9 protein-coding genes and 1 pseudogene are annotated in these 12,599 nt (G+C 71.0%); 4 read left to right on the forward strand and 6 right to left on the reverse strand.

Annotation, left to right across the window (positions count from 1 at the left end; translation table 11 throughout):
* Positions 1–62: 62 nt before the first annotated feature.
* The 3 genes and pseudogenes from IF00_RS0135335 to IF00_RS0135345 all read right to left on the reverse strand — a co-directional run bounded on the left by IF00_RS0135335 (position 63) and on the right by IF00_RS0135345 (position 2,449).
* The gene (locus IF00_RS0135335) at positions 63–1,352 is read right to left on the reverse strand and encodes an MFS transporter (RefSeq protein ID WP_030325294.1); all 1,290 of its coding nucleotides are present in this window, start codon (positions 1,350–1,352) and stop codon (positions 63–65) included.
* A 179-nt stretch (positions 1,353–1,531) separates the two neighbouring features.
* A pseudogene (locus IF00_RS41795) lies at positions 1,532–1,720 on the reverse strand (MBL fold metallo-hydrolase); the annotation flags it as partial.
* 105 nt (positions 1,721–1,825) lie between these two features.
* Positions 1,826–2,449, reverse strand: a complete 624-nt coding sequence (locus tag IF00_RS0135345) for a TetR/AcrR family transcriptional regulator (protein ID WP_030246735.1) — start codon at positions 2,447–2,449, stop codon at positions 1,826–1,828.
* Positions 2,450–2,865: 416 nt separating this feature from the next.
* Between IF00_RS0135345 and IF00_RS0135350 the strand changes: the two genes are divergently transcribed.
* Complete coding sequence (locus IF00_RS0135350; RefSeq protein ID WP_030325296.1) at positions 2,866–3,885, forward strand: NAD(P)/FAD-dependent oxidoreductase; 1,020 nt, start codon at positions 2,866–2,868, stop codon at positions 3,883–3,885.
* A 94-nt stretch (positions 3,886–3,979) separates the two neighbouring features.
* Positions 3,980–5,611 (forward strand): MFS transporter, encoded by a 1,632-nt coding sequence (locus tag IF00_RS0135355; protein WP_030325298.1) that lies wholly within the window; start codon positions 3,980–3,982, stop codon positions 5,609–5,611.
* 538 nt (positions 5,612–6,149) lie between these two features.
* Here the strand turns inward: IF00_RS0135355 and IF00_RS0135360 are convergent.
* Complete coding sequence (locus IF00_RS0135360; RefSeq protein ID WP_030325301.1) at positions 6,150–6,803, reverse strand: MBL fold metallo-hydrolase; 654 nt, start codon at positions 6,801–6,803, stop codon at positions 6,150–6,152.
* A gap of 44 nt (positions 6,804–6,847) precedes the next feature.
* Positions 6,848–7,531 (reverse strand): maleylpyruvate isomerase family mycothiol-dependent enzyme, encoded by a 684-nt coding sequence (locus tag IF00_RS0135365; protein WP_030325303.1) that lies wholly within the window; start codon positions 7,529–7,531, stop codon positions 6,848–6,850.
* A gap of 198 nt (positions 7,532–7,729) precedes the next feature.
* On the opposite strand from IF00_RS0135365, the gene uvrA reads away from it, so the two are divergent.
* Together uvrA and IF00_RS0135375 are read left to right on the forward strand one after the other, a co-directional pair.
* Entirely contained in the window at positions 7,730–10,783 is a 3,054-nt protein-coding gene (gene uvrA / locus IF00_RS0135370) for an excinuclease ABC subunit UvrA (protein ID WP_030325304.1), read from the forward strand.
* A 133-nt stretch (positions 10,784–10,916) separates the two neighbouring features.
* Positions 10,917–11,354 carry a Rieske (2Fe-2S) protein gene (locus tag IF00_RS0135375; protein ID WP_030325306.1) on the forward strand — a complete coding sequence of 146 codons (438 nt, stop codon included), beginning with the start codon at positions 10,917–10,919 and terminating at the stop codon, positions 11,352–11,354.
* Positions 11,355–11,464: 110 nt separating this feature from the next.
* Here the strand turns inward: IF00_RS0135375 and IF00_RS0135380 are convergent, their stop codons facing one another.
* Positions 11,465–12,394 carry a hypothetical protein gene (locus tag IF00_RS0135380; RefSeq protein WP_030325309.1) on the reverse strand — a complete coding sequence of 310 codons (930 nt, stop codon included), beginning with the start codon at positions 12,392–12,394 and terminating at the stop codon, positions 11,465–11,467.
* Between the last annotated feature and the right edge of the window lie 205 nt (positions 12,395–12,599).

The raw sequence follows: 12,599 nt of genomic DNA on the forward strand, positions 1-12,599 counted from the left end.
GGCACACACGGCGACGGCCGGCCCCGGGACACCGTCCCGCGGCCGGCCGTCGCCGTCTGCCGTCAGACCGGCGCCGCCTCCTCCGGCTCCTCCGTCCGCGCCCGCTCCGGCAGGGTCTCCGGCAGCAGGGCGAAGCAGCCCAGGCTCACCAGAGCCACCACCGTCAGATAGGCCGCGACGCCCCAGGGCGGACCGGAGCCCCCGTCGGAGAGCGTGGTGGCGACGATGGGGGTGAGCGCGCCGCCCAGGACACCGGCGAGGTTGTAGCCGACGGCGGCACCGGTGCAGCGCACGCGGGGCTCGTACAGCTCCGGGAGGTACGCGGCCACCACCGCGAACATCGTGATGAAGGCGAGCAGCGCGCCCAGGAAGCCCAGGAACATCAGGAACGGGCGCGCGGTGTGCAGCAGGGCCACCATCGGGAACATCCACAGCGCGGAGGCCGCGCACCCCGCCAGACACAGCGGCCGCCGGCCCCAGCGGTCGCCGAGGATCGCGAGGAACGGTGTGGCCGCACCTTTGATCGCGACCGCCGCCATGACGCAGGTCAGCATCACCGTGCTGCTCACCCCGAGCCGCTCGGTGCCGTAGGACAGCGCCCAGGTGGAGACCGTGTAGAAGGTGGCGTAGCCGACCGCGAGAGCCCCGGCGGTCAGCAGCACGAGCCGCCAGTGGTCACGGGCGACCTCGGCCAGCGGGGCGCCCGCGGTCCGCCCGGCGGCGGACAGCTTCTCGAACTGCGGGGTCTCCGCGAGCGAGGAGCGCAGCAGCAGTCCGACCCCCGCGAGCACCCCCGCGGCCCAGAACGGCACCCGCCAGCCCCAGGAGCGGAACTCCGCGTCGCTCAGACCGGCCGAGAGCGCCAGCATCACCCCGTTCGCGAGCAGGAAGCCGATCGACGGGCCGATCTGCGGGAAGCTCGACCAGAGCGCGCGCCGGTTCTCGGGGGCGTGCTCGGCGGTGAGGAGGACGGCCCCGCCCCACTCGCCGCCGAGGCCCAGACCCTGGAGGAAGCGGAGCACGAGCAGCAGGACGGGTGCCGTGATGCCGATCGTCCCGTACGTGGGCACGCAGCCGACCGCGACCGTGGCGCAGCCGGTCAGGAGCAGCGAGGCGAAGAGGACCGGGCGTCGTCCGTACCGGTCGCCGACGTGGCCGAAGAGGACCGATCCGAGCGGCCGGGACACGAAGCCGACGGCGAAGGTGCCGAAGGCGGCCAGGGTCCCGGCGAGCGGGGAGAAGGTCGGGAAGAAGAGCGGCCCCAGGACGAGGGCGGCGGCGGTCCCGTAGACGAAGAAGTCGAAGAACTCGATGGCGGTGCCGACGAGCGAGGCGGCGGCGAGCCGCCCCATCGAGGGCGCGGAGGGCGCTGCGGGCGGGACGGGCGAAACCGGGGACGAGGGTGGCGACGGAGCGTTACGGAGGCTCATGTCGCGGCAACTACCCCGCCGCCATCCGGGTTACGGGGGCGTGCGGAAGCGCGTGGCTGCTCAGCCACGCGCTCTCCGTATCCGGAGGCTTCCCCGAGGGGTTACCAGCCGCGCTCGCGCCACACGGCGAGCGAGGGCCGCTCGTCACCCAGCGTGGTGTCCTTGCCGTGGCCCGGGTAGATCCAGGACTCGTCCGGGAGCACCGCGAAGAGCTTGGTCTCGACGTCGTGGATCAGGCTCGCGAAGGCCTCGGGGTCCTTCCAGGTGTTGCCCACCCCGCCGGGGAACACCACAGCACGCGCCAACACACGAGGTCACGGCGGCGCGTAAACCTACGGGCCGTGCCTCCGCAGCGTCGAAGTGGGCCGACCGCATCAGATGCGGCCGTGCCCTTCTCAGCGGTGGCGCGGGCGAGGCAGCAAGGCGAACGCGCTCTCCGCGATCGAGGTCAGGCGGGCGGGACTGTGGCCGTACGCGCCGACGACATCGGTCCCGCGGATGATGGTCAGCAGAAGGTACGCGAGGTCGTCGGGATCCGCGTCGGGGTCGATGTCGCCGTTGCGCTGCGCCGCTCGCACACACTCGGCCACCGCCGTCGCGAGCACGGAGAAGCAGTCGTTGGCCAGGCGTTTCACCTCGGAGTCGGAGGCGCCGATCTCCAGGGCCATCTTGGCGGCGAAGCAGGCCGCCGCCGCCCGGTCAGGGGCGGGGGGTACGTCGGCGGCGAGTGGCACCCCGTGGACGGCGCGGAGCAAGTACGCGTGCAGTCGTTCCAGGGCGCCCTCGTCCGGTCCTGCGAGCGCCTTCGGCGCAAACTGCCCCAGCCGGGCGAAGTAGCCGGCCATCGCCTGCAGCAGCACGCCGTGCTTGCCGTCGAACGCGGCATAGAGGCTGCCGCGGCCCAGGCCGGTGGCGGCGCTGATGTCGTCGACGCTCGTGCCGTTGTAGCCCGAGGCGCGGAACTGCCGCTCGGCGGCATGCAGGACGTGGTCGCGGTCGAAGCTTCGTGGTCTCGCCATACACCGAAGGTAAAGCCGACCCGCCGTTATTGACAACCCAGTACAGAACCATCTAGGTTTCTGACTGTTCAGTACACAACCATCCTGAGCTCACCGGACAGGGTGTGTGTACGCCTGGCGCGATGGAGAGCAACCCATGCCTTTGCGCTTCTCCGCGCCGCCCGACGTTGCGACGCCTTCCAGGCCGGCAAGCCCGGTCTGATCCTCGCGATCCTGGCGACGGCGAGTTCCATCGCCGGACTGGATCTGTACATCACGAACGTGGGGCTGTCCTCGGCGCGGGGCACTTTCTGCACCTCGAACAGCCCAAGACGGCGCCGACCACATCCTCGGCTTTCTGAACGGCTGCCCCCCTCCAACCACCCAGAACTCGAAGGGTTGACCGAACCATGACTGAGAAGGAAAGGCAGGAGGCCATGGCTGTGGCGACTCCTCCGTACGCGAGCGACGCACTGGCCGAGGGGACCGTCGACGCGGTGGTGATCGGCGGGGGCGCCGCGGGGTTGAACGGTGCACTGATTCTCGCCCGCTCCCGCCGCTCGGTCGTCGTGATCGACAGCGGCTCCCCGCGCAACGCGCCCGCGGAGGCCGTGCACGGTTTCATCGTCTTGGACGGCACCCCGCCGTCCGATGTCCTTCGGCGGGGCCGGGAGCAGGTGCGCCAGTACGGCGGACGCGTCGTGTTCGGCGAGGTGGTCTCGGCCGAGTCCGCCGCCCCGTCGGCGGACGGGGACCTGCGGTTCACCGTCACCCTGGCCGACGGCCGCAGCATCACCGCTCGCCGCATCCTGGTGGCCACCGGCCTCACGGATGTGCTGCCACAGGTGCCCGGGCTCGCCGAGCACTGGGGACACAGTGTGGTGCACTGCCCGTACTGCCACGGCTGGGAGGTGCGCGATGAGCCCATCGGCATTCTCGCCACCGGACCGGTCTCCATCGGCCACGCGTTTTTGTTCCGTCAGCTGACCGAGGACTTGACCTACTTCACCCACGGCACCGGCCTGGACGAGGACAGCCGCGCCCGTTTCGCCGCCCGCGGCATCCGCGTCGTCGACACCCCGGTCACCGAGGTCGTCGACGACGAGGGCGGTGCCCTCGCCGGGGTGCGCCTGGCCGACGGTCAGGTCGTGGCCCGCCGCGTCGTCGCGGTCGCCGCGCAGCTGCAGGCCCGCACCCAGGGCCTGGAAGGTCTGGGCCTGCCGGTGCAGGATCTGCCGAACCTGGGCCGCGGTTTCGCCTCCGGCATGGCCGGCACCACCGAGGTGCCGGGTGTGTGGGTGGCCGGCAACGCCACCGATCTGGTCGCCCAGGTCGGGGCCTCCGCAGCGGCCGGCGCACTGGCCGGCGCCGACATCAACAGGATGCTGGCCATCGCGGACACTGACGCGGCCCTCCAGGGGATCGCCGGGGGAAGCCCACAAGGGGCCACACGATGATCTTGAAGCCCTGGGATCTCAGCCCGTCGCCCGCTCGCCTCACGGGCAACTGAGTGATTCCGCTCGTCCGCCCCGTCCCTCTCAGGAGCTACTGATGCCCTTCCTTGCGAACACCCCCGTGGAGAAAATGAGCGGGCCTTACGCGCGGCGCTGGTGGGCGCTGCTCGTACTGTGCCTGAGCCTGCTGATCACGGTGATGGCGAACACGTCGCTGATCGTCGCCGCCCCCGACATGACCATGGACCTGGGCCTGAGCAGCAGTGATCTGCAGTGGGTCGTCGACAGCTACACCGTTCCGTACGCGGCGCTGATGCTGGTGCTGGGCTCGATCGGCGACAAGTACAGCCGGCGCGGCGCACTGGTGCTGGGTCTGCTGATCTTCGCCGGCGGTTCGGTGATGGGAAGCATGGTCGACGAGACCTCGCTGGTCATCGTGGCCCGCGCGATCATGGGTATCGGTGCCGCGGTCGTGATGCCGGCCACGCTGTCCCTGGTGGTCGCGACCTTCCCCCGGAGCGAGCGGACCAAGGCCATCACCGCCTGGGCCGCGACCTCCGGGCTGGCGGTAGCCGTCGGCCCGCTGGTCTCCGGCTGGCTGCTTGAGGACCACGCCTGGGGCTCGACCTTCCTGATCAACGTGCCGATCGCCCTCCTCGCCGTGTTCGGCGCGCTCGCCCTGGTACCGCCTTCCAAGGCGGAGGGCATGGGCCGGATCGACTACGTCGGTGGTCTGCTGTCGATCGTCACCGTCGGCTCCCTGATCTACGCCGCCATCGAGGGCCCGCACTCTGGCTGGGGCGTCGGCCCTGTCATCGGCGCCGTGGTCGCCGGTGTTGGTCTGGTCGCCTTCGTCGCCTGGGAGCTGCGGCACCCGCACCCGATGCTGGACGTCCGAAAGTTCGCGCTGCGGCCCTTCAGCGGCTCGATGCTCGCGGTGATGTTCTTCTTCTTCGGTATGTTCGCCGTGATCTACTACTCGACGCAGTTCCTGCAGTTCGTCCTCGGCTACGGCGCCCTGGACACGGGTGTACGGCTGCTGCCTCTGGGCGGTGCGGTGTTCCTGGGGTCCGCGGTGACCGGGGCGCTCGCCCCGAAGCTGGGGGTGAGGGTGATGGCCGTGACCGGCATGACCGTCGGCACGGCGGGCATGTTCCTGCTCACCCAGATCGACAAGGGGTCGACGTACGGGGACTTCCTGGCGCCGCTGATGATGCTGGGTCTCGCGCTCGGACTGGCCATCTCCCCGGCGACCGACACGATCATGAGCTCCTTCCCCGAGTCCGAGCTGGGCGTGGGCGGCGGTGTCAACGACACCGCGCTGGAGCTGGGCGGGGCGCTGGGCATCGCGGTGCTGGGCTCGCTGCTGGGCACGACCTACCGGGACGAGCTGACCGACCTGGTGGGCAACCGGCTCCCGGCGGAGGCGATGGAGATCGCCAAGGACTCGGTCGGCGGTGGCCTGGCCGTCGCGGAGCGGGTCGCGCAGGATCCCTCCGCCGGACCCCAGCAGGCCCAGGCCGCCGTGGACGCCGTCCACCAGGCCTTCGCCCACGGAGTCGCCCAGACCAGCCTCATCGGCGGGATCATCATGGCCGCCGGAACAATGATCGTCCTCGCCATCCTGCCGGGCCGGCGCGGCTTCGCGAAGCAGAGCGCCGAGCCGGGGGCCGGGACGACGGCGAACGAGGCGGCCACTGTGCGGGAGCACACCGGGTCCACCCACTAGATCGCCGACGGGGCGTCCACCGGATCGCCGGAGCGACGGGCACCGCCTCCGCCGGATCGCCCGCCAGGCACGTCGGCCAGGAGCCCGGGGGCGCGAGACGCGCAGGGCGCGGGCGTGGTCCACGGCCACGCGGATCCTCTGCCGGAACACCTCGCCGTTTCTGGCCTCCGGGCCGCCCCGGGCGCTCCTGCGGGGCTGGCCCGGAGGCCAAGGGCCGTGAGGTGACAGTGGCGGTCGCAGCCCGCTTGAGCGCGGCCTCCAGCTGCGTGCGGGTGTTTCGAGCCCGTAGTACGGCTGGGAGCCGAAGGGATGGATTGCGGAGAAATGGGAGGTTCCGCTGCCTGCCAGGTGAACCCGGCCCGGCAGACCGCGGCCCGTGCAACAGTCCCCCTGTTCACGGCGGTCACCGCTGCCGGCGTCGGTGACGGTGCTCAGGAGGCCACCCTCCGTGGGCATGACGCTCCCGAGCGCGTAACGGGCCTGAATGCGCGACCGCCCCCGCTTCGGTTTCGAAACAGGGGCGGTCGGCGTTGGACGGTTACCAGCCTCGTGCGCGCCACTCCGCGAGGTGGGGCCGCTCCGTGCCGAGGGCGGTGTCGTTGCCGTGGCCGGGGTAGACCCACGTCTCGTCGGGCAGGGCGCCGAAGAGCTTGGCCTCCAGGCCGCTCATCAGGGAGTCGAACTCCTCCGGATGTGTCGTCCGTCCAGGACCGCCGGGGAAGAGGCAGTCGCCGGTGAAGACGTGCGGGTGGCCGTGCGGGTCGTCGTAGACGAGGGCGATCGAGCCCGGGGTGTGCCCGACCAGGCGGCGCGCGGTCAGCTCGACCCGCCCCACCCGGATCGTGTCGCCGTCCTCGACGGGCACGTCGGTCGCCACCGGGATGCCCTCCGCGTCGTACGCGCCCGCGTACGTCACGGCGCCGGTCGCGGCGACGACGTCGGCGAGCGCCTGCCAGTGGTCCCCGTGGCGGTGGGTGGTGACGACGGACTTGATGCCGTCGTCACCGATCAGCGTGAGGAGGGTGTCCGCGTCGTTGGCCGCGTCGATCAGCAGCTGCTCGCCGGTGGCCCGGCAGCGCAGCAGATACGCGTTGTTGTCCATCGGGCCGACCGCGACCTTCGAGATCATCAGGTCTGTCAGCTCGTGTACGTCCGCCGCCCCGCCGACCTTCACCACTCCGCTGTACGTCATGCGCTCAGACTAGTCCCGCCCGCCGACGGAAGGGGTTGCGAGCGCTACAACGGGGGGAGCTTCGGCAGGGGGCCGCCCTTGGTCTCCAGGGTCGCGCCGTCACGGCGCCCGGCCAGCCAGCCGAGGATCTCGACGGGGCTGCCCGTGACGACGACGCCGCCGGACGTGCCGCCGGTCTTCCACACCCGGCCGCCGTCGGCCCACAGGGCGGTCGCCGGCACGGTCTCCAGGCCCGCGAAACGGTCGGCGAGGAAGTCGATCTCGCGGTTCACGAACTCCTCGGGCAGGTCTTGCAGCTCGTAGCCGACGCCCAGGTCGACGTGGTGCAGGTCGACCTCCACCCAGCGGCGGAACGGGATCCGGGAGGCGCTGTCCAGGACGCCGTTGCGGAGCTCGACCGTCCGGCTCCAGTCGGCCGGCTCGGCGCCCACGGCCTGGAAGCGTTCGGCGGTCTCGCGCAGGTCGGCGAGCTGGACGTCGAGCGGGCGGCCGGAGTCGCGCTCGATGTCGGCGTCGCGGGTCGCGGCGTCGGGGTACATGGGGAGCCCCTGGAGGACGTTCACCAGAGCGTCGGCGTTCCGGGCGACGTGGGCGAGCACATGGCCACGGGTCCAGCCCGGCAGCCGTGACGGCTCGGCGGTCGCCGCGTTGTCCAGGGAGGCGGCCGCCGTCAGCAGCCTTTCGGTCGCTTCGCGTACGTGAGCGAGGTCGCGTTCGTGGTCGATCATGGCGCCGACCCTAGTGCCAGCCGGGGTGTCACCACTCGTTCGGGTGAAGAGGTCTCCGGGAGTCCGGAAATCGAATGTGCGTGCTATAAGCTCGAAGGAAGCATCCGGCATCCTTGAAGCGTTGGGTGTTTCAGGCACATCAGCTCTGTGCGGCATCCCTGCGCAGCATCCGCTCTCTGAAGAAAGGTGCGGACCGGCGTGACCGACCGTCTCATCGTCCGTGGCGCTCGTGAGCACAACCTCAAGAACGTCTCGCTCGACCTCCCGCGTGACTCCCTGATCGTCTTCACCGGGCTCTCGGGATCGGGCAAGTCCTCCCTCGCGTTCGACACGATCTTCGCCGAGGGGCAGCGCCGCTACGTCGAGTCGCTCTCCTCGTACGCCCGGCAGTTCCTCGGCCAGATGGACAAGCCGGACGTCGACTTCATCGAAGGTCTGTCGCCCGCGGTCTCCATCGACCAGAAGTCGACCTCGCGCAACCCGCGCTCGACGGTCGGCACCATCACCGAGGTCTACGACTACCTCCGCCTGCTCTTCGCCCGCATCGGCAAGCCGCACTGTCCCGAGTGCCGCCGGCCGATCTCCCGCCAGTCGCCGCAGGCCATCGTCGACAAGGTCCTCGAGCTCCCCGAGGGCAGCCGCTTCCAGGTGCTCTCCCCGCTCGTGCGCGAGCGCAAGGGCGAGTTCGTCGACCTCTTCGCCGACCTCCAGACGAAGGGCTACAGCCGCGCCCGCGTCGACGGCGTGACCGTACAGCTGAGCGAACCGCCGACGCTGAAGAAGCAGGAGAAGCACACGATCGAGGTAGTCGTCGACCGCCTCACCGTGAAGGACAGCGCCAAGCGCCGTCTCACCGACTCCGTCGAGACCGCGCTCGGACTCTCCGGCGGCATGGTCGTGCTCGACTTCGTCGACCTCGACGAGGACGACCCCGAGCGCGAGCGGATGTACTCGGAGCACCTCTACTGCCCGTACGACGACCTGTCCTTCGAGGAGCTGGAGCCGCGCTCCTTCTCCTTCAACTCGCCGTTCGGCGCCTGCCCCGACTGCACCGGCATCGGCACCCGCATGGAGGTCGATCCTGAGCTGATCGTCCCCGACGAGGACAAGTCCCTCGACGAGGGCGCGATCCACCCCTGGTCGCACGGCCACACCAAGGAGTACTTCGGCCGGCTCATCGGCGGTCTGTCGCAGGCCCTCGGCTTCCGTACGGACATGCCGTACGCGGGACTGCCGCAGCGCGCCAAGAAGGCCCTGATGTACGGCCACAAGACCCAGGTCGAGGTGCGCTACCGCAACCGGTACGGCAGGGAGCGGGCGTACACGACCCCGGCCTTCGAGGGGGCCGTCTCCTTCGTCAAGCGGCGTCACACCGAGGCCGAGAGCGACTCGAGCCGCGAGCGCTTCGAGGGCTACATGCGCGAGGTGCCGTGTCCCACCTGCGAGGGCACCCGGCTCAAGCCGATCGTCCTCGCGGTCACGGTGATGGAGAAGTCCATCGCCGAGGTCTCCGCGATGTCGATCAGCGACTGCGCCGAGTTCCTCTCCCGGCTCAGGCTGAACGCCCGGGACAAGAAGATCGCCGAGCGGGTCCTGAAGGAGGTCAACGAGCGGCTGCGCTTCCTCGTCGACGTCGGCCTCGACTACCTCTCGCTCAACCGCGCCGCGGGCACCCTCTCCGGCGGCGAGGCCCAGCGCATCCGGCTCGCCACCCAGATCGGCTCCGGCCTGGTCGGTGTGCTCTACGTGCTCGACGAGCCGTCCATCGGCCTCCACCAGCGCGACAACCACCGTCTCATCGAGACCCTCGTACGGCTCCGGGACATGGGCAACACGCTCATCGTCGTCGAGCACGACGAGGACACCATCAAGGTCGCCGACTGGATCGTCGACATCGGCCCCGGCGCCGGTGAGCACGGTGGCAAGGTCGTCCACTCCGGCACCTTGAAGGACCTCCTCCGCAACGAGGAGTCGATGACCGGGCAGTACCTGTCCGGCCGCCGGGAGATTCCCACCCCGGACATCCGCCGACCGGTCGACCCCGGCCGCCGGCTCACCGTTCACGGGGCCCGCGAGAACAACCTGCAGGACATCGACGTCTCGTTCCCGCTGGGCGTCCTCACCGCCGTCACCGGAGTCTCCGGCTCCGGCAAGTCGACCCTGGTCAACGACATCCTCTACACCCACCTCGCGCGCGAGCTGAACGGCGCCAAGTCGGTGCCGGGCCGTCACACGCGCGTGGACGGCGACGACCTCGTCGACAAGGTCGTGCACGTCGACCAGTCCCCGATCGGCCGCACCCCGCGGTCGAACCCGGCGACCTACACCGGGGTCTTCGACCACGTCCGCAAGCTCTTCGCCGAGACGATGGAGGCCAAGGTCCGGGGCTACCTGCCCGGCCGGTTCTCCTTCAACGTCAAGGGCGGCCGCTGCGAGAACTGCTCCGGCGACGGCACGATCAAGATCGAGATGAACTTCCTCCCGGACGTCTACGTCCCGTGCGAGGTCTGCCACGGCGACCGGTACAACCGGGAGACCCTGGAGGTCCACTACAAGGGCAAGTCCATCGCCGAAGTCCTGAACATGCCGATCGAGGAGGCCCTGGACTTCTTCGAGGCCGTCCCGACCATCGCGCGCCACCTGCGCACGCTCAACGAGGTCGGCCTCGGGTACGTCCGGCTCGGCCAGTCCGCGCCGACGCTCTCGGGCGGCGAGGCGCAGCGCGTGAAGCTCGCCTCCGAGCTCCAGAAGCGCTCCACGGGCCGCACGGTCTACGTCCTGGACGAGCCGACCACCGGTCTGCACTTCGAGGACATCTCGAAGCTGATCAAGGTCCTGTCCGGTCTGGTCGACAAGGGCAACTCGGTGATCGTCATCGAGCACAACCTCGATGTCATCAAGACCGCCGACTGGCTCATCGACATGGGCCCCGAGGGCGGCAGCGGCGGCGGCCTGGTCGTCGCCGAGGGCACGCCGGAGGAGGTCGCCTCGGTTCCGGCGAGCCACACCGGCAAGTTCCTCCGCGAGATCCTCGGCGCGGACCGGGTCAGCGACGCCGGGGTGACCGTCCCGGCGGCCCGGGGGACCAGGAAGACGGCGGCGAAGAAGGCTCCGGCCAAGGCGCCCGCCAAGAAGGCCGCGACGGCGAAGACGGTCGCCGCGACCAAGACGGCCGCCAAGAAGACGGCCACGAAGGCGACCGCCACCAAGGCCGCCGCGAAGAAGGCGACGACGCGGGCCCGCAAGGCCTGACGTTCCCGGCAGGGCCCCTCCTCGGGGGCCCTGCTCCGTCTCGGGACGGACCCGGGCCCGGCCGTCGGCGCGGGGAACCCCGCCGGTATCGTCGGTTCGGTCATGCCTTGCCCCGATCCACCGTGGAGCGCCCATGTCCGGCCAGTCCAGCCGCCGCACCGTACTGAAGGGCGCCGCTCTCGCCGGTGCCGCCGGGCTGGGAGTCGCCGCCTGCTCCACCGAGTCCAAGCTCGGCCACGCCGGGGTCCCGACCCCGACCGCCCCGGTCGCTCTGGGTGCCCCGGACGAGATCCCCGTCGGCGGCGCCAAGCTCTACCGCGAGCAGAAGGTCGTGGTGAGCTGCCCGGCCCAGGGCGAGTACAAGGCGTTCAGCGCCCAGTGCACCCATGCCGGCTGCGTCCTCGACAAGATCGAGAACAACGAGGGCAACTGCCCCTGCCACGGCAGCCGCTTCGACGTGACGACCGGCAAGGCGCTCAAGGGCCCGGCCACCGTCCCGCTCCCCGCCGTCCCGGTCCGTGTCGAGAACGGCAAGCTGATCGCGGGCCCCGAGGCCGCGCCCAAGGCCTGAACCGGACTCCGCGCCGGTCGGACCCCTCCGGTTCAGGGCGTCGCCGCAGGGTTACGGCCCCACCGGACCCCGGCCCTGCCGCATCGAGTCTGCGGCGAGGCCGGTCCCCGTCAGGTCCAGTCCCAGTCGATCCCCAGGATCCCCGGGCGTACCCCCTGTTCCACGACGTGCACCGTCCGGTGCCGGCCGCTCACGGTCAGCTCCGCGCGGCCACCGCGCGGCGCACCCGTCGAGGCCTGCGCGAACCGCCGGCACCGCACGGGCAGCGCCGCCTCGTCGAAGCGCACCTGCAGCACGTACTGCCCGCCCGCGAAACTGAACCCCCGCACGTACTCCCCGCTCGGCCCCGCCGTACCGTCCTCGAAGCCGTACGAGAAGGGGTACGTGTCCCCGGCGCGCAGCCGCGTGTCGAAGAGCAGCTCCGCCACCAGCACCCCCGTCGCCGCGTCCCACCGCACCCGCCCCGTCCGGCAGTTCTCCGCCGCCCGCACCGCGACCCGTGACGGGTCGCAGCCCGGGTCCCCGTGGTGGATGGCCAGATAACGGTCCACGCCGTCCCGGTGCGCCCGTACGACCTGCTGCGACTCGCGCCCGACCAGCTCCCGCCCGGCCCCGATCCGTACCCGCTCATGGTGCCCCACCGTGTGCAGCCCGCCGTCCGTCGGCGACTCGAGGCCCGCGAGGAGCTCCTCGACGGAACCGGACGCCTCCACGAGCGAGCGGTACGAACGGGCCGCCGGGCGCTCCACCTCGAACCGCGCGGACGCGTCCTCCGTGAGCAGCCGGAGCAGCGAGTTCCCCGGCAGCTGAAGCACCTCCTCCAGCGCGCGGACCGCCTTCAGCGACTCCGGCCGCTGGGGGCGACGGGCGCCCTGCTGCCAATAGCTCAGGCTCGTCACCCCGACCTTGATGCCCCGGTGCGCGAGATGGTGCTGGACCCGCTGGAGCGGCAGCCCGCGCACGGCCAGCGCGGTGCGCAGCGCCAGATGGAAGGGGCCGGTGTGCAGGAGCTGCACCAGATCGGCCTCGGTGTGGCTCACGAGGGCTCCTCAGTGAACGTTCACGGTGGGGGAGCGGACCGCGGCGCCGCGTGGGGTGGGCGGGCAGGTGGACCGGGGGCGTCCGTTCACACCCGGGTCACGCCGTTCACAGTCCGATGTCACCCCGCATTGAAGCGTGTTGACCGGATCCGGACAACGGCAGATGCTCCTGACCAGCGTCCGGACGCGCTCCTCCACCCCCCCC

This window comes from Streptomyces flavochromogenes, assembly GCF_000717595.1.
GTDB classification, from domain to species: Bacteria; Actinomycetota; Actinomycetes; order Streptomycetales; family Streptomycetaceae; genus Streptomyces; species Streptomyces flavochromogenes.